This window comes from Acidobacteriota bacterium (assembly GCA_039028635.1).
In the GTDB taxonomy this organism is placed as follows: domain Bacteria; phylum Acidobacteriota; class Thermoanaerobaculia; order Multivoradales; family JBCCEF01; genus JBCCEF01.
Genome location: JBCCHV010000005.1, coordinates 46,495 through 64,429, shown reverse-complemented (window position 1 = coordinate 64,429; position 17,935 = coordinate 46,495). Strand labels below are relative to the sequence as shown.

The 17,935-nt window shown below is 67.3% G+C and carries 13 protein-coding genes; 2 read left to right on the top strand and 11 right to left on the bottom strand.

From position 1 onward, the window contains the following. Positions 1–73: 73 nt before the first annotated feature. Positions 74–1,585, top strand: coding sequence for a cellulose synthase family protein (locus tag AAF604_03540; GenBank protein ID MEM7048701.1), 1,512 nt, complete (start codon positions 74–76; stop codon positions 1,583–1,585). 79 nt (positions 1,586–1,664) lie between these two features. Then, on the top strand, positions 1,665–2,204 hold the full coding sequence (locus AAF604_03535; protein MEM7048700.1) for a GNAT family protein: 540 nt from the start codon (positions 1,665–1,667) through the stop codon (positions 2,202–2,204). A 176-nt stretch (positions 2,205–2,380) separates the two neighbouring features. Here AAF604_03535 and AAF604_03530 read toward each other — a convergent pair whose 3' ends face one another. The 11 genes from AAF604_03530 to AAF604_03480 form a co-directional block, all read right to left on the bottom strand. Further along, positions 2,381–3,469 (bottom strand): PLP-dependent cysteine synthase family protein, encoded by a 1,089-nt coding sequence (locus tag AAF604_03530; protein MEM7048699.1) that lies wholly within the window; start codon positions 3,467–3,469, stop codon positions 2,381–2,383. Continuing rightward, positions 3,466–4,680, bottom strand: a complete 1,215-nt coding sequence (locus tag AAF604_03525) for an MFS transporter (GenBank protein ID MEM7048698.1) — start codon at positions 4,678–4,680, stop codon at positions 3,466–3,468. The genes AAF604_03530 and AAF604_03525 overlap by 4 nt, the downstream gene beginning before the upstream one ends. Then, complete coding sequence (locus AAF604_03520) at positions 4,671–5,969, bottom strand: FAD-dependent oxidoreductase (protein ID MEM7048697.1); 1,299 nt, start codon at positions 5,967–5,969, stop codon at positions 4,671–4,673. The genes AAF604_03525 and AAF604_03520 overlap by 10 nt, the downstream gene beginning before the upstream one ends. Before the next feature lie 68 nt (positions 5,970–6,037). After that, positions 6,038–6,247, bottom strand: a complete 210-nt coding sequence (locus tag AAF604_03515) for a hypothetical protein (protein MEM7048696.1) — start codon at positions 6,245–6,247, stop codon at positions 6,038–6,040. Positions 6,248–6,444: 197 nt separating this feature from the next. Then, on the bottom strand, positions 6,445–8,655 hold the full coding sequence (locus tag AAF604_03510; protein MEM7048695.1) for a UvrD-helicase domain-containing protein: 2,211 nt from the start codon (positions 8,653–8,655) through the stop codon (positions 6,445–6,447). Between the two features lie 123 nt (positions 8,656–8,778). Beyond that, entirely contained in the window at positions 8,779–9,981 is a 1,203-nt protein-coding gene (locus AAF604_03505) for a hypothetical protein (GenBank protein MEM7048694.1), read from the bottom strand. A gap of 178 nt (positions 9,982–10,159) precedes the next feature. After that, positions 10,160–10,858: a hypothetical protein gene (locus AAF604_03500; GenBank protein ID MEM7048693.1), complete on the bottom strand. Its 699-nt coding sequence runs from the start codon at positions 10,856–10,858 to the stop codon at positions 10,160–10,162. A 13-nt stretch (positions 10,859–10,871) separates the two neighbouring features. Further along, positions 10,872–11,927, bottom strand: coding sequence for a nucleotidyltransferase domain-containing protein (locus AAF604_03495; GenBank protein ID MEM7048692.1), 1,056 nt, complete (start codon positions 11,925–11,927; stop codon positions 10,872–10,874). A 16-nt stretch (positions 11,928–11,943) separates the two neighbouring features. Further along, complete coding sequence (locus AAF604_03490; GenBank protein ID MEM7048691.1) at positions 11,944–13,332, bottom strand: sodium-dependent transporter; 1,389 nt, start codon at positions 13,330–13,332, stop codon at positions 11,944–11,946. A gap of 168 nt (positions 13,333–13,500) precedes the next feature. Beyond that, positions 13,501–15,222 carry a VWA domain-containing protein gene (locus AAF604_03485; protein MEM7048690.1) on the bottom strand — a complete coding sequence of 574 codons (1,722 nt, stop codon included), beginning with the start codon at positions 15,220–15,222 and terminating at the stop codon, positions 13,501–13,503. 56 nt (positions 15,223–15,278) lie between these two features. Beyond that, positions 15,279–17,687 (bottom strand): EAL domain-containing protein, encoded by a 2,409-nt coding sequence (locus AAF604_03480; protein ID MEM7048689.1) that lies wholly within the window; start codon positions 17,685–17,687, stop codon positions 15,279–15,281. Positions 17,688–17,935: the final 248 nt, after the last annotated feature.

Here is a 17,935-nt window from a genome sequence, read left to right as displayed (position 1 = left end):
GCGCCGGCCCACCAGACGGCAGCGGTCGCCGGGGGTTTGGCAGTCGTGGAGGCGATAGAGGATGAGCTCAGGGATGGCATCGACACTGCTTGGGATGTATTACGGGATCTTGGGGATCCTCGCCATCTTCGGCATCCACCGAATGGTGCTGGTGGTCCTCTACTGGCGCTCCCGGAAACGGGTCGCCGTCGAGCCGGCGCCGCCCGAGGAATGGCCCTTGGTGACGGTCCAGTTGCCACTCTACAACGAGATGTATGTCGCCCGTCGCCTGATCGATGCGGTCTGCGAGATCGACTATCCGCGGGAGCGGCTGGAGATTCAGGTACTCGATGACTCCACCGACGAGACGCGCCAGATCGTGGCCGATGCGGTGGCCCGGCAGGCCGACCTCGGGGTGCCGATCCGCCACCTCCACCGCGAGGATCGCACCGGCTTCAAGGCCGGCGCACTCGAGGCCGGCCTGAAGCAGACGAAGGCCTCTCTGGTCGCCGTCTTCGATGCCGACTTCCTGCCTTCCAAGGACTTTCTGCGCCGCACCGTGCCCTACTTCTCGGACCCCGGGATCGGCATGGTTCAGGCGCGCTGGGATCACCTCAATCGGGAGTTCTCTTTGCTCACCCGGATCCAGGCGATCTTTCTCGATGGCCACTTCGTGATCGAGCACACCGCGCGCAATCGCAGCGGCTGCTTCTTCAACTTCAACGGCACCGCCGGCATCTGGCGGCGCCAGGCCATCGAGCAGGCCGGAGGCTGGCAGCACGACACCCTGACCGAAGACCTCGACCTCTCCTATCGCTCGCAAATGGCCGGCTGGCGGTTCCTGTATCTGCCGGACCTGCTGGTGCCGGCGGAGCTACCGGTCGAGATCAACGGCTTCAAGAGCCAGCAGTACCGCTGGGCCAAGGGCTCGATCCAGACCGGCCGCAAGCTGCTGCGCCGCATCTTCGCTGCCGATCTGCCTTGGCGAGTCAAGGCCGAGGCCGCCGTCCACCTGACCAACAACGTCAGCTATCTGTTGATGGTGGTGCTGGCGCTGCTGGTCTTTCCCGCCATGGTCCTGCGCCGCGGCTCCTCGATCGAGCTTCTGCTGCTGATCGATCTGCCGCTGTTCCTCGCCGCCACCGTCTCGGTGCTGGTCTTTTACTCGGCCAGCCAGATCGCCGGCGGGCGAAACTGGCGCCGCTCGCTGCGCTGGCTGCCGGCCTTGATGGGTCTGGGTATCGGCCTTTCGCTGAGCAATTCGGCGGCGGTGCTGTCCGGTTTTCGCCAGCGGGGCGGCGAGTTCGTGCGCACTCCCAAATTCTCGATCGTCGAGCGTGCCGACGGCTGGAAACCGAAGCGCTACCGTGCCGGTCGCAGCATGACCCTGCTTCTCGAGGTCGTCTTCGCCCTTTATTTCATCGCCTGTTTCGCCTTTGCGGCGTGGGACGGAATGTGGGCTTCCCTGCCGTTTCTCTTCCTCTTCCTGCAGGGCTACTCCTACATCGTTCTGCTTTCGCTGCTCGAGGGTTTCTCTCGCGGAGGTGGCTCGCCCCCACCGTCGACGCAGGAGGCTCAGATGCTCGGCCTGACGGTCCGTGAGTAGCCCTCTGTAGTAACCTAAACCTCAATCCTCATCACCCCGTTCTCTGGTTCGAGGAGGTCGGGGAGAGCCCGAACTTCGAATGTCCCTGCCGGTCAGTCCCCCGAACCCTCGCGTCAGCCTGCGGCCGGCCGTTCCGCGCGATGCCGAGTTCCTGCGCCGCTGGCGGGCCGAGGACTCGGTGCGTCGCTACCAGCCCCTCAACGACCTCACCGTCGGTCAACTGCGCACCGACGTGGCGAGCCATCGCATGAGCGACCTCTACCGCTCCCGGGGTGAGAAATTTCAGTGGATCGTGCAGTCGGACGACGAGCCGGCTGGCTGGATCACCCTGGTGGTTAGCAACTGGGAGCACGGCTTGGCGGAGGTCGGCTACGCCTTGTCGACGTCGTTCCAGGGCCGCGGCGTGATGACCGTCGCGCTCCGTTTGCTGCTCGAAGATCTCTTCGCCGGCACCGTCCTCGAGCGCATCGAAGCACGCTGTGCGGTCGAGAACGAAGCCTCCCGGCGGGTCCTCGAAAAGCTCGGCTTCCGGCACGAGGGGCGGCTGCGCAGCTACTTCCGCCTGCCCGAAGGCCGGGTCGACAATCATCTCTACTCGCTGCTGCGCAGCGACCGCTAGCAGACTGCTGAAAAAGTCCGCCTTGCGGCTTTTCCAGCGCAGCTAGCGGTTTTTTCCGAGAGGGGCTGCGCGCGCCTGACTGCGGGTCCCGGGCCGAGCGCCCCTGACTGCGCGTCCCGCTCCGGCCCAAGAAGCGCGGTTCTTGGGCCTCCTCTCCCGTCGCGGCGGCTGCCCGATCAGCCGATGCAGCGGTGCTCTTCGCCCGCCAGGGTGTTCCAAACGCCGGTCTCCCAGAAAGTCTCGAGCTGCTCAGTGTAGGGGGCGAGGTCGAATCCGTGCCGCTCTAGCCAGGCATCGTCGTAGTAGGTGTCCGAGTAACGATCCCCGCCGTCACAGATCATCGACACGACGCTGGCCGGTAGCTCTCCTCCCTCGAAGCTCGCGATGAGCTGTAGGGCCGCGTAGGCGTTGGTCCCGGTCGAGCCGCCACAGCGTCGGCCGAGGATGCCTTCGAGGAACCGCAGGGTTGCGTAGGCGGCAGCATCGGGCACCTTGATCATCTTGTCGATGACAGCGCAGTTGAAGGATGGTTCGACGCGCGGCCGACCGATGCCCTCGACGTTGGAGGTCTGGTCGGACACCAGCTTCTGGTCGCCGGTCCTGAAGTAGTCGAAGAAAACGGAGTTCGAGGGGTCCGCGACGCAGAGCCTGGTCGAGAAGGACTTGTAGCGGATGTAGCGCCCAATGGTGGCGGCCGTACCGCCGGTTCCGGCGCTGACCACGATCCAGCTGGGGGTCGGGGAGGGCTCGCACTTCATCTGCTCGAAGATCGACTCGGCAATGTTGTTGTTGCCGCGCCAGTCGGTCGCCCGCTCGGCGTAGGTGAACTGGTCCAGGTAGTGGCCGTCGAGCTCGGCGGCGAGCCGCGCCGCCTCGGCATAGATCTGGTGTCCCGGCACGAAGTGGCATTTGCCGCCATAGAAGGCGATCTGGTCGATTTTCTTCTGCGAAGTGCCCTGTGGGACGACCGCGACGAACGGTAGACCGAGAAGCTGCGCGAAGTAGGCCTCGGAGACAGCGGTGTTGCCCGATGACGACTCGACGATGGTCGTACCCTCGCGGATGTGGCCGTTGCAGAGTCCATAGAGGAACAGTGACCGGGCCAGACGATGCTTGAGGCTGCCGGTGGGATGAGTCGACTCATCCTTCAGATAGAGGCTCACCTCGTTGGCTGGAGGCGGCTCGACCCGCACCAGGTGGGTATCGGAAGAGCGCTGATAATCGGCCGCGATCAGGTAGAGGGCGTTGCGGAGCCACCGGTTCATGGCGAGAGGTCTCCTGGGGCGAGGGCGCCGCGGGGTTCGAGCATGGGCTCTGGCGTTGGCCGAAGACCGTGCATGGCGGCGGCGCTGGCGACCAGCAGGAGGGCGAGCAGCGACCAGGCCCAACTCCAGCCCAGGGCGGTGAGCAGGAGGCCGAAGGCGATCGGACCGGCCGCCTTGGTGAGGGCGGTGCAGAGCTGTAGCAGGCCGCTGCTCCTGCCGAAGTCGCGGCGACCGAAGAGCTCCAGCACCACCAAAGGACGAAGAATGGTGCGGGCACCGGTCGTCGCGCCGATGCCGAGGACCATGGCGATGGCCGCGGCTGTGCCGGCTTGCAGGAGAGGGAGGAGCAGCACGGCCGCAGTCAGCAAGAGCGACAGGCGCATCACCGCCAGCGCAGAGATTCTGTGGCCCGCCGCGGTGGCCAGGCGGCCTGCGATCTTGGCTGCTCCGGCGAGACCGGCGATGCCGGCTGCGGCGGCAAGGGGCAGCCCACGCTCGACCAGGAAGAGCACCAGGTAGGCCTGGACGGCGACGCCGGCGGCGTCGGCGATCATCAGAGACGAGGCCAGCAGCCGGAAGCGGCCCGGTACCTCACCGCTGGGGCCCGGTGCCGCGGTGTTGACCGCTTTGTCGGCAGCGGGTGCGGGCAGGCCGAGGGCCAGAGGGGTGATCACCGCGACCATCACCGCGGCGAGGACGAGCAGCCCTCCCCGCCAGCCCAGGCTCTCTCCGAGGCCGCTGGCGAGGGGCATGAAGAGGGTCGAGGCCAGCGCGCCGATCAGGGTGACGACCAGGATGGCGTGGCGACTCTCTCCGGGGTGGGAGCGGACGATGGTGGCGAAGGCGGGAGTGTAGAGGGTTCCCGCCATGCCGGCGCCGATCAGAATCCAGCCCGCGAAGTACACCGGCGGTGAGTGGGCGATGCTCCAGACGGCGACGCCGACACCTCCTGCCAAGGCGCCGGCGACCATCAGGCGGCGGCCGCCGTGACGATCGATCCAGCGACCGACGATTGGCGCCGCGAGACCGGCGACCAACAGCGCCAGGGAGAAGCCGCCGGCGAAGGTGGCGGAGGACCAGCCGAGCTCGTCCTGCATCGCGGCCAGGTAGACCGCAAAGCTGTAGTAGAGAACTCCCCAGGCTACGAGCTCGATCAGGCAGAGCCTCGCCGTCAGGCGGCGAAGCTCTCGGCCCCCCGAGATCAGCAGCATTCGCCCGCCGGGATCGCCGCGCTCGAGTCGTCGAAGGCCAGGTTGGTCGAGCAGACCCCGGTCTCCGGAAGAATGAGCTCGATTTGGCGGGCCGACTCGTCGTCGCCGGCGAGGTGAGCGACGATCGAGCGAACCTGTTCGTAGCCGGTGCGCAGGAGGAACGTCGGAGCTCGTCCGTAGCTCTTCATGCCGGCGATGAAGAAGCCTTCTTCCGGATGCTGGAGCTCTTCGAAACCGTGCGGCTTGACGGTTCCACAGCTATGGTAGTTCGGGTCGATCATCGGGCCGAGCGGCTTGGCGGCTTCGGTGGCGACATCGAGCTCCAGGCGAAGCTCCCGCAGCATCTTCAGGTCCGGTCGGGAGCCGGCGGCGACGATCAGCTCGTCGACCACCACCTGACCGCTGCCCTCGACATCGACCACCTCGATGCCGTCCGGGTGCTCTCGCAGGGCTGCGATGGAGATACCGGTGAGTAAGCTCACCGCGCCGGACTGGACCGCTGCGGCGACCCGCGAGCCGAGCCGGCCGCGCTCCGCGATCTCGTCCGATTCGCCGCCACCCCAGAGCTTGCGCGGGTCCTGCTTGCGAACGGCCCAGGCGACCTGAGTCTCGCCGTCTTCTGCGGCGAGCTCGGCGAGGCCGAGGACCGAGCCGATCGCCGAGTGGCCGGAGCCCACCACGAGCGTCCGCCGGCCGGCGTAGCGCTGGCGCTCGGCGCCCAGGATGTCGGGCATGCCGTATCGGATGTGCTGCTGAAACTCGCCTTCGCCGTCGGCTTCGACACCGCCGGCGCCGAGGGGATTCGGGGTCGTCCAGGTGCCCGAGGCATCGATCACGGCCTGTGCCCAATAGCGACGCGGGCCATGCGGCGTTTGGGCGACGATCAAGAACGGCGCCGCGGCGCGTTCGCCGTTCTTCATCCGGTCGTGGCCGTCCTTCGCGATCGAGGTCACCTCGTGGTTCAGGTGGATCGCCTCGGCGATGACGGGAAGGCCGGCGAGGGGCTCGAAGAACTGCTCCACCAGCTCGTGGCCGTAGGGTAGGCGGTCATTGTCCGGAGCGATCCAGTCGCTGTGCGCTTCGAGCAGACGGCGGCTCGGCGGATCGATGAGATAGGCCCAGGGCGTGAAGAGCTGGACGTGCCCCCAGGCGCGAATACTGGCGGCGATGGAGGAGCCGGCTTCCAGAATCAGCGGCTGCAGCCCGCGTTCGACCAGATTGGCCGCCGCGGCCAGGCCGACCGGCCCGGCCCCGACGATGGCGATGGGAAGTTTCTTGACGTCGGTCATCGAAGACTCTCCTTCTTTCGGAGTCGCCAGGGCGCCGGTTCGCATTGGCGACCGGCGCCGGTTGGGGGTTAGCAACAGGTCGCTTGCGCAGCGGTGGACTGGGTATCACAACCGGTGGCTTTGGCTCCGGTCGTCGGTTCCGGCCCGGACCCACAGCAGCCGCTGGCGGGAGCCTGGGTGGCGGTCTTGGGTGCCTCGTCGGGGAGGGAGCCCGGCAGGTAGATGCGGGCGTTCTCCAGGATGAAGGTGCGGCCTTTGCTCTCGCTGTTATGTCCCATGGTCTGTCTCCTTGCGGTGAGGCATCGTTTGATGCCGTTCACCCCAGGGAGTCGGGTCTTTTCCGGAAAGGACGCAAAGTGAAGCGCCCGCACCTCGAACTGGTGGTCTGCTGCGGCCGCCGTGCGATCACGGCGTCGGCCGTCGCGACCGCCGCGAAACTCGACCGTGGGCTCGCGGGCTCGGCGAGCCCGGATCCCTACAACAGCTCGAGGTTGGCGTAGCGGGCGACCAGCTTGCGCTTGCCGGCCTTGGGAAAGTAGACGGTCAGCTTGGTGTGGTCACCCTGGCCTTCGAGGGAGAGCACGGTGCCTTCGCCGAGGGTGGGGTGGCGCACCCGGCTGCCGCGGCGGATTTGGCGGCTTTCCTGGGAGAAGGACTCGTCCAGGGAAGGCTCTTCAGTGGTGCGGGGAGCGCGACCGAAGAAGGAAGAAACGCTGTCCGCCGAGCCGCCGGGCGTGAACAGGCTGGGGCTCTGCTGGATGTCGAGCAGCTCCTCCGGGATCTCGGCGAGGAAGGGGGACTCGCGCTGGTCCTGGTAGCGACCGGCGATGCGCCGCCGGCGGCAGTTGGTGAGGGAGAGGTGGCGGCGGGCCCGGGTCATGCCGACGTAGAGCAGCCGGCGCTCTTCTTCGAGGTCGTCACGGGTGCCCTGGGAGTTGAAGTGCGGCAGCAGGCCGTCTTCCAGGCCGGCGACCACCACGGCGGTGAATTCGAGGCCCTTGGCGCTGTGCAGCGTCATCACCGAGATGCCGCGCTCGACCTCCCAGTCGTCGAGGTCGGCGACCAGCGCGACGTGGTCGAGGAAGGGAGTCAGCAGGTCCTCGTCGTCGGAGTTGAAGGCTCGCGACTCGGTGAACTCCTGTGCCGCCGACAGGAACTCGCGAATGTTCTCGATGCGGCCGGCGTCCTCGGGATGGTCTGGGCGGTACATGTCGAGGAAACGGGTGTCTTCCAGCAGGCGGTCGAGGAGGGCCGGCAAGGGCAGCTCTTCGGCCGCCGCCATCAGGCCGGCGATCAGGTCGCGAAACTTGCCGACGGCGGTGGCGGCGCGGGTCGGCAGATTCTGGGTCTGGCGCTGGAAGATGACGTCCCACAGGGGCTGCCCGAGGGAGTCCGCCTCCTGCCGCAGCATTTCCTGGGTGGCCTTGCCGATGCCGCGCGCCGGCCGGTTGAGGATGCGCTCCAAGGAGTAGGAATCCTGCGGGTTGCGCAGCAGCCGCAGGTAGGCCACCAGATCCTTGATCTCGGCGCGCTCGTAGAAGCGCGTGCCGCCGACCAGGATGTAGGGGATCTCGCGCCGCAGCAGCTCATCTTCGATCGAACGCGTCTGGGCGTTGGTGCGCACCAGAATGGCCATCTCCGAAAGCGGCACTTTGGAGCGCAGGTCGCTCAGGCCCTGAACCAGCCAGCGCGCTTCTTCCTGCTCGTCGGTGGCTTTGAAGACGACGATGTTCTCGCCTTCGCCGGAGTCGGTCCACAGCCGCTTGCCGCGGCGGCCCTGGTTGTTCGCCACCAGGGCGCCGGAGGCGTCGAGGATGGTCTGGGTGGAGCGGTAGTTCTGCTCCAGCTTGCGCACCTCGGTGCCGGGGAAGTGGCGTTCGAAATCGAGGATGTTGGCGATGTCGGCGCCGCGCCAACGGTAAATGCCCTGATCCTCGTCGCCCACCGCCGTCAGGTTGGCCGGCTCGCCGGCGAGAACCTCGATCAGCCGTTGCTGGGCCTGGTTGGTGTCCTGGTACTCGTCCACCAGCAGGTACTGGGCGCGGTAACGCAACCGGTCGAGGACATCCGGCTCCTGCTCCATCAGGCGCACCGCCAGGAACAGCATGTCGTCGAAGTCGACGCCGGATGCCTTGGCGAGGAGCCCCTGGTAGCGGCGGTAGCAGGGGGCGACGCGGCGGGCGAAGAACGAGTCGGCGGCGTCCTCGAAGGCGTCCGGGTCGATCAGCCGGTTCTTGGCGCTGCTGATGGTGGCGAGCACGCCGCGGGGCGGAAAGGACTTCTCCGATAGGCCCTCGATCTGCAGCGCCTGCTTGATCAGATTGAGCTGGTCCGAGGTGTCGAGGATGGCGAAGTTGCGCGCCAAGCCGACCCGTTCGCCGTAGCGCCGGAGCTGGATCAGGGCCCAGCGGTGGAAGGTGCCGACGAAGGTCTCGAGAGGCCACTGGTCGACCAGCCCCTCCACCCGCTCGCGCATCTCTGCGGCGGCCTTGTTGGTGAAGGTGACGGCGGTGATGGCGCCGGGCGAGACCCCGAGCTCGCCGATCAGCCAGGCGATGCGATAGGTGATCACCCGGGTCTTGCCGGAGCCGGCGCCGGCAATGACGAGCTGGGGGCCGTTGCCGTGGGTGACGGCTTCGATCTGTTGCAGGTTGAGCTCGCGCTCGAGGTCCACGGCGGCGGTCATGGCGGGCAGTTTGCCCCACGCCGCCGAGGAGCGCAAGGGTGCCGCGAGGGGCGCCTGAGGAGGTTCGGACTGGAGGGGATGTGCGCCGGTTGGCCGAGTGCCGGCCAACCGGCGTCGAGCGTCCTACGGGGCGACGTTGCAGAGGCTGTTGACGGGAATTCCGTTCAGCCCGAGGCTGTAGCGGTTCTCGGCCGAGAACACAGTCTGCAGCCAGGCCTGGCGGTGATTCTGCAGGTTCGGGCCGTCGGCGAAGCCGAACTGAACCCGACCGTTGTTGTAGTTGAAGTCGAACTCGTCCGCCGAGAAGCGCTGCGTGGCGAGGGCCATGAGAGGGAAATTGGTAATGAAGTCCGGGTCCGCGCCGGCCTCGTTACGGGCGGTGACGAACGAGGTGTTGAGAGGGAACCAGGACGGCTGGCCACCGAAGCAGGCGAACTGATCCGCCTCCGGGGTGCCGGGGTCGCGCCAGACGATGAAGTCGGTACCGCCGGAGAAGGCGCCGCCGGTGAGGAAGCGGCTGCTCCACAGATCCGGCAGCGGGGCGCGGTCGTCCTGAGCCGTGAAGCCGTCGAAGCGGCCGTAGAAGGTGAACTCGTTGGGCCCCGCGAAGAGCGTCGGGTCGGACCAGATCGAGACTGCCTCCGAGCCCTGAGCGAAGTTCTCGCCGGGGTTGACGATGAAGAAGTCGCCCCACAGGCGATTACTGGCCTCGCCGATGCCGCCATCGCCGTCGATGAAGTACGGAAAGTCCGTGTCCGCCGGCGTGAAGCGCTTGCCGTACTCGATGCCGCTGCATTCATCGACCACGTCGATGGTGATGTAGCCGCGGGCGATGGAGTCCTTGTAGGGAGCGCCCGAGCAGAGGTTCGTCACCGGATCCTGAAAGCCGCGGTGGGCCGCCCGCAGCTTGCCGATCTCAGTGGCGGTGAGCACCGGGTTGACGTGCACCGGGGTGAAGGTCGGCGAGCTGCAGAAGGGAATCTGGGTGAGGTCCGAGCTGCCGCCGGTCGACGGCACGACGCCGTTGAACAGGTCGCGAACGTTGATCGACTGCAGGTCTCGCGGCTCGAGGAAGAGGTCGAAGCCGAGAGTCGGGATGCCCATGTCCGTCCACAGCACGACGCGCGCTGCGGTCACGCCGTTGAACTCGTTGTTGACCGAGAACAGGGTGGTGATACCGGACGGATTGGCGGTGTCGACCTCGAAGTAGGGGATCAGCATGGTGGCGCCGAGTCCCTGGCCGACGCGGCAAGGTTGGGCGGCCAGACTGCCGGAAAGGGTCACCAGGGCGAGCGCCAGGAGTCCCGTGACGAGCCTTCGCTTCATGAGTCTTCTCCTTCGGATTGAGATTTCACTATGCCGCAATGGCCAAGCAAGTCGAGCAGCGAGGACAAACCGATGGCGGCCTCTCCTCCCTCCAAGGACCGAACGCGAACGCTCCTCCTCGGAGGACGAACAGCAAAGGAACGCCCACCATCTTATAGGGAGGAGGGCGGCGATTCCGTTACACGCCTTGGGCAGCGCGCCACAGGCGTCGTGCGCCGGCCAGCTCGGCGGCGACGGCCGATGGCGTGACAGGGCTTTCGAGGATCACCGGAACGGTGGGTGGAATCTCCTCGATCAGCGGCAGCAGCCGTTCGCCGGCGGCGGTCGACAGGGGACGGTGGCGGGCCTCCGGGGTGAGGTCGCTGAGGTGGAGCTGGGCCAGCCGGTCGCCGAAGGCTGCGAGCAGCTCGCGTCCCGCGGCGAGGGTCGGGTCGACATGAACGGCGTGGGCCAGGTCGAAGCAAAAGGTCGCTTCGGGCAGCGCCTCGAACAGGGGCTCGAGCTCGCCGACGGTGCGACCGACGGCCTTGCGCCGGTCCATGTTTTCGAGACAAAGGCGGTGACCGAGCGGGGTCCAGAGGCTCGGGTCACGCACCATGTCGGGGTGGACGACCAGCGGCCAGGGAACAGGAACCGATGCGGCCAAACTCTCCACCAGCAGGGCCTCGCGATCTTCCGGGAGGCGGCTGGGAGCGTGCACCGAGACGTGCTGAAAGCCGGCCAAGGGGAGATCCGGGATCCCCTCGAGGAGGGGCTCGAGCTCGTCCCAGCGCAGGGCCGAGAGCTCGATCGCCGTCGCGCCGTGATGGGCGGTCGCGGCGATCGCTGTCGCCGGGTCGCCCGGCGCAATGGCGCCGCTGGAGAAGCCGAGGATCATCTCCCTTGCCGAGCTAGAAGACGCCGAACTTGACCGTCAGGTCGAACAACGGTGCTCCCGGCGTCAGAAAGAGCTGGTCGAGGCCTTCTTGCAGCTCGTAGCAGGTGCGGCTGGCGTGGTGGAAGAGCTCGTCTTCGCCGAGGTCATCGAAGGTCAGGTCGCTCAGGCGCCGACGGGCGTCGTCGTCCGCCAGCAAGCCGAGAAAGCGATCATAGGCGCCAAAGACCTGGCGCGCCGCATCGGCGAGGTCGCCGTGAGGCTGGAAGGCGGTGGCGAGCATCTCGAGCGGGGTCTGGCCAACGGTGCGTCGAAAGTGCTCGGTCAGGCGGTCGACATCGTGCTGGCCGAAGATCTCCTCCTTCTCATCCGGGGCCAGCCCGGTTTCACAGCAGAAGGCGGTGAGCAGGCCGGCGACGAAGATCAGCTTGCGGGAGGTGCGCAGCTTGATGTTGCGCAGCGCCCAGCCTTCGCCGGCCCGGCTGCGCTGCTTGTAGGCGAAGTCGACCGTCATGGTGCGCCAGTAGCGCACGATGTCGTTGAGCAGGAAACGCGGCATGCGGGTGCGACGGCTTCCGAACCACAGGCCGCGGTCCTCCGCCAGGTAGCGTCGCAGGACGTGATGGACGACCCGCTCCCAGGCTTGCGGCCGGCCGATCGCCGCGCTTTCGAGGAGCAGCAGGATCCGTCGGGTGGTGTTGCTGTTGGTGTCGTCCTCGCCACCGATCTGATGCACCAGATCATGGCTGAAGGCCATGCTGCCGAAGGTGCCCTCGCGACCCGGCTTGCGCTGCTCGATGCGGCGCACGTGGCGGTCGACGGACTGCGCTCGCTCGAGGTGCCTGGGATCTGCGGGGCCATCCACCAGCAGGGTCCAGTCGATGTCCGAGCCAGCGGAGAACTCGTCCCGCGCCAGCGAACCGAAGACCACGATCGAGGCCTCCGACGAGGTGCAGTCGGTGAGCGCTGAGTCGAGCTCTCGGCGCTTGGCCTGGGCGCGTTCTTGGCCCGCCTTCAGGTGGGGCCAGCTCTCGCCCAGCTCGGCCGCCAGCCTGGCAATCGGATCGTGCATGGCGGTCGGAGCCGCTTTAAGTGAAGTCGGCTCCGAGGAAGATCACCGCCAGGATGATCAGAGCCACCGCCGCCGGCGACACGAAGCGGATGAAGAAGCTCCACACGCCGTACCGGAACCAACCCGGTTGGGTGCCGTCCATCAGCTCCTCTTCCTTCGTCTTGCGGGTCATGAACCAGCCCACCGCGAGAGTGATCAGGAAGCCGCCGATGGGCAGCAGCCAGTTGGCCGCCAAGTGGTCCATGGTGTCGAACAGGCCGCGTTTGCCGGCGAAGATCTCGAAGCTCGACAACGGGCCGAAGGCGCCCAGGGACAGGCCGCACAGGAGGGTGATGAAGAAGGTGCCGAGGCCGCAGAGGGTGGTGGCCTTGGCGCGGCTCATGGCGCGCTCGTCGATGAAGTAGGCGACCACCACCTCGAGCAAGGAAATGGTCGAGGTGAGGGCCGCGAAGCCCACCAGGAGATAGAACAGCGGCCCCAGGACCTTGCCGAGGGGAACGACCGTGTAGAACAGGTCGGGCAAGGTGATGAACAGCATGCCGGCGGTCGAGCGACTGATCTGCTCGGCCATGCCGGGCTTGCTGAAGATCACCGAGAACATGATGACGGTGGCGACGATGGCGATCACCGTGTCGAGGACTACCACCATCATCGAAGAGCGCACTACCGAGTTCTTGCGGCTCAGGTAGGAGCCATAGGTGATCATCGCGCCCATCCCCAGGGAGAGGGTGAAGAAGGAATGTCCGAGAGCCTCGAGAACACCGTTCCAGGGCAGCTCCGAAAAGGTCGGGGCGAAGATGAAGGCGAGCGCTTCGCCGGCCCCCTCCATGGTCAGGGCGCTGACCAGCAGCAGCGCCAAGATGACCATCAGGGTCGGCATCAGGATGCGCGAAATGCGTTCGATCCCCTGACCGACGCCGCGATAGATCACGGTCATGGTGCAGGCCATGAACAACCCCGCCAGCAAAATCTGGAGAGGCCCATTGCCGGTCATCACCCCGAAGGCATCACCACCGCTGTAGTCGATCGGGTAGCCGTTGAAGCTCCAGCCGAGGCACTTGATGAAGTAGAGCAGGGTCCAGCCGGCGACCACCGTGTAGAAGCTCAGGATGACGAACCCGGTGACCACTCCCCAGCCACCGACGAAGCCCCAGGCGGAGCCCACCGATTCCTTGAGGGCTCCGACGGCGCTGCGCTGGGTGCGGCGACCGACCAGGATCTCGGCGATCATGATCGGCAGGCCGACGCCGGCGATGCACAGCAGGTAGACGAGGACGAAGGCTCCACCGTTGTTGTGCCAGGTGATGTAGGGGAACTTCCAGAGATTTCCCAGGCCGATGGCGCTACCGGCGGCGGCCAGGACGAATCCCAATCTCGAGCTCCATAGATCACGGGGCTTCTGCATGCTTCCCTCCGGCTCCCTCAACGGCGATGTCGAGAACGTCAGGTCGACGGGTTGGTCGAACGTGGTTGCGCGCCAGTGTACACGGAGCACCGGCCCGGGGAGAAGGGAGTGTTTGCTGGAAGTGTCGGTAAGACCGTGGTTTCTACCGCCAGCTCGAGGGAGCTGAGGCTAGAAGATCACGGTGCGAAAAATGGTGCCGCGGGTGCCGACCAGGTCGTTGGTCTTGAGGGTCTGGCCTTCGCTCAGGGTCAGACCGTTGACCAGCGTCGGGGCACGCTCCGCCAGATTGCGGATGAAGACCTGGCGGTCGAGCTGCACCAGCTCGAACTGCTCGGCGGCGATGTCCTCCTCGTCGGCGAGGACCAGGTCGCAGGTCGAGCGCGAGCCGATGGTCGCCTTGTTGCGCAGCAGGAGGCGGTACTCCTTGCCCTTGCGGCTTCCCCGCAGGACGACGAAGCGTACGCTGCGGGGATTGAAGACACCGGTGATCTCGGCGCCCGGCGGATCGATGCCGCCAGCGGCGGCGATGGCGGCGGCCCCCGGCATGGTGGCTTCACCATCTTCGGTCGGCAGGTCGCCGAGGGCGGCTGTCGCCTCGAGGTCTTCGCTGGGGGCTGGCTCCTCCCGGGGCTGCTTGCGGCGGCGCAGGGAGAGCAGCCAGCCGAGCAGTCCGAGGGCGAGCAGGATCAGCCAGAGGGTGGGGTTCTTCCACCAGGGTCGCGCAGCGCCCGTGGTCGCTCGGTCCGCGGGGTCCGTGGCCGCGGTCGGGTCGCTTCGGCCGGGATCGGTGCGCGGCGTCTCGGTGGTGGTTTGGGGCGAGGTCGCGGTGTCGGGCCCGACTTCTCCGCCGGCCGGCGGCGGAGGTTCTGCGGTCATCGGATCCCGCCCCTGGGGATCGCCTGCCGAGCCCTCGACGCTGGAGGACGCCGCCGTTCCGCTGCCGCTGGCGGCGGTCGAGGAGACGGTGGGGAGGAGGCGCAGGTCGGTGCCCTGGGACAGACGCCTGCCGCTGTGCTCGAGCTGGAGCTGAAGGCGGTAGCTCTCGCCATCGACGCGGCAGCCGGCGCAGCTCATCTCCGCGACCCAGACTCGCCGGATGGCATCCCGAATCTCGCCGTATTGGTCCTCGAAGGATTCACTGCCGGTGTAGAAGGCGCCGCCGGAGTTGGAAGCGAAGCGGTGCAGCACCTCGAGGTACCTCTGCTGCTCCGCTGTTGGCAGCTTGCTGACGCCGATGGCGTAGATCGGCATCGGGTCTTGGCGCAGCTTGGTCAGCACGTCTTCCGGCAGCAGCCCGCTGCCTTCGTCCTTGCCATCGGTGAGCACCACCAGCACCCGTCGTCCGGGAATCTGCTGATCCCGTTGTCGACCGAGCTCGAGGGCGTCCACCAGGGCGCGGTGGAGAAGGGTTCGCTGGTCCGTGGGGCCCAGATCATCGAGACCGGCCCGCAGCGTCGCAACATCGCTGGTGAAATCGACCACCAGCCGGCTGCTGTCACCGAAGGCCAGGATGGCGGCGCGATCCGCCGGTCGCAAATCGCCCAGCCAGGTGCCGAGGGCAGAGCGAATCTGACGGAACTGGGCCTCGCTGAGGGACTTCGAGATGTCGACCAGGAACAGATAGCCGACGCCTTCGCCGGTGGCGTCGAAGGGACGCAGGCGGTCGAGGTCGAGGCGCTCCTGGCCGAGGGTGCCGGTGAGCTGGGGCGGAGCGATGGCGGTCACCGCTCGGCCCTCGTCGTCGACCACGTCGAGGTAGACCTGGAGCCGCGGCGGCAGGTCGCCGGTCTGGCGGGCGTGGCTGAGGATGAGGCTGTGGGCGGATTGCGCCGTTGCCGCCATCGGGAGGGCGAGGGCGAGTACGGCCAATGCCGCGATGAAGCCTTTCATGACCTGTTTCTCCCAGGGGCAGCCGGGGGCTCGCCCGCCATCCGTTGCGATCGCCCTCAGGGGGTGGTGACCCGATTTCCTCGCAGCTCGAGGGGGTGCGGGGGCGCAACCCAGAATCCCTGGGCGAAATCCACCCGCATGCGCCGCAGCGCCGTGAAGGTCGCCTCGTCTTCGACCCCTTCGGCAATGGTCTTGAGCTGCATCACATGGCCGACCTGGTTGATCGCCTCGACCAACGCTAGCTGGGTGGGGTCGTGACAGATTCCCCGGACGAGATGTCCGTCGATCTTGAGGAAGTCTACCGGCAAGTCTCGCAGCGTGGCAAAGGAGCTTCTGCCGCTGCCGAAGTCGTCGAGGACAAAGCGACAGCCGCGACTGCGCAGGGCGTGCATGCGGCGCCGGGTCTCCTCCGAGTCGGCGGCCTCGGTGATTTCGAGCCAGAGGCGGTTGGGGTCGACCCGCTGGCTTTCGAGGGCGGTCATCAGCTCGCGGACGAAAGCCTCGTCGGCAATCGACTGCCGCGACAGGTTGATGGCCAAACGCAGGGACGGCGACTCGGCGAGTTGCTCGAGGGCGCGGGCCAGCACCCAGCGGTCGATCTCGCGGGCGAAGCGGTGGCGTTCGGCGAGGGGCATGAACTCTTCCGGCAGGATCAGCTCGCCGTTCTCGCCGTCCATGCGCAGCAACAGCTCGAGGCGATCGGCGGTGTCGCTGCCGGCGCAGGTGCGCAGCGGCTGCGCGAAGAGTCGGAAGCCGTCGCCGGAAAGGGCGGCGTGCAGGGCCCGGACGCGATCGACGTTGTCCCAGCGGGCCGAGATCTCGCCGTCGTCGGGGCGGTACTCCTTGACCCGGTCACCGCCCTGTCGGCGGGCCAGATCACAGGCGGCGCGCGCCGTTTCGAGGGCCTGCTGGGCGCCGCCGCGCAGGCTCACCGCCACCAGACCGATGCTGGCGCGCACCGACACCGCCTTCGAATCGGCGGTGAAGCGCAGGCCGCGCAGCTCGTCGACCAGCGACTCGATGGCCTGGCGAGCCGCCGGCGGCGAGGTGTCGCGGAGCAACAGGCCGAACTCGTCGCCCCCCAGCCGGCCGAGGACCCGGGGGCCGCCGAAACGGCACTTGAGGAACGAGGCGAACTGCGCCAGCACCGCATCGCCGGCGGCGTGCCCGTGGACCTCGTTGATCAGGCCGAGGTCGTCGAGGTCGAGGTGACAGAGGGCAAGCGGCTCTTCCGGCGAGCTCGCCGCCGCCTCGTCGATGGCGCGAAGGAGCCGGCTCTCGAATTCGCCGCGATGGGTGAGGCTGGTGAGTTCGTCGTGGGTGGCGAGAAAGGATGCGTGGCGGGCGGCGGTCTCGGCCTCGGTGAGATCGCGGGCGACAACTACGCCGCCGCGCCGCTCTCCGCCGTGATGAAGGGCGGCCGCCGAGAGACTGACGTCACGCTCCCCGAGGCGCGGCGACAGCAGGGTAGCGCGCCAGGCGCCTTCCGCTCGCAGGCAGTGGTCGAGGGGCGAGCGCAGGGGTTGGCTGGAGTCGTCCGCCAGCAGGCGTACCACCTCGTCGAAGGGACGCCCTTCGAGGCGCTCGTGATCGCGTGCCAGGAGCAGCTCGCCGGCGGCGTTGAGGTAGTCGATGCGGCCATCGGCGTCGGTTCGAATGACGCCGTCGCCAATCGAGTTGAGGGTGACTTCGGCGCGCTCCCGCTCTTGCCGCAGCTCGCGCTCGGTGCGTCGCTGCTCGGCGATGTCGGTAGCCACGCCCACCACCCGGCGCCCTTCCTCTACTGCCTTGCCGCGCAGCAGGATGGGGCCGAAGACGCCGTTCGCGCCGCGCATCCGAACTTCCAGCGACAGCGGTTGGCCGGACTGTAGACATTGCTGCAGGGCCTGTTGCAGGCGCCCCTGGTCGGAAGGATGGACGAAGGGCAGGATTGCCTGACGCGTTGGGCGGCCGCGGAATCCGGAGAGCTCTTGCAGCCGGCGGGTGTTGCCGGGAACGCTGATCTCGTCGCGCACCACGTCCCATTCCCAGGTGACGCTGCGGCCGGCCCGCTGGGCCAGCTTGAGATGGGTCGCCTGCTGGCGGCCGACGTCCTCGAGTTGCTTGTAGCGGGCGATGTCGAAGGCTGCGATCACCACCTCGTCGCCGTCCGCCTGCACCGTCAGCTCGAGCCACCGGTGGCCACCATCGGCCTCCAGGAATGGCACTTCCAGGTGGTCTCTCTCGAGGGCGAGGAGCTCGCGCAGGGCCGGTTGATGGTCGGGGCGGACGCGCTGGCCGAGGGATTCGCCGGTCAGCTCGTCGGCGGACCAGCCGGTGAGTCGCTCCCAGGCTGCATTGACGGCGATCGGACGGTCGCCGCGGCAGCGCATCAGGGGGACCGGTGCCCGGTGCATCCAGTCACTGCCGCGCGCTGCCCGCGAGGGCTCGCTGGAAGGGGTGTGCTGAGTATCCAAGTCCGCCAAGGGTCCGTCCGATCAACGCCCAGATTGCAGAGGAAATCAAGCCTTCAAAGGAAGTGCGACCATAGCACGCAAGTGACGAAAAACAAAGTACTTGGTTTCCCTTTGCTGAGTGTCATGGCACTGAATATATGCCTTTGAATTCTTATAGGTGAATCCTTGCCGAGGACCGTCGGCCGAGACAGTCCGCTGGCCGAGGGGGTGGTTCCTCCCGCCGTCGTCCTTGCGTCCCGCCGACGGCCAAGATACCT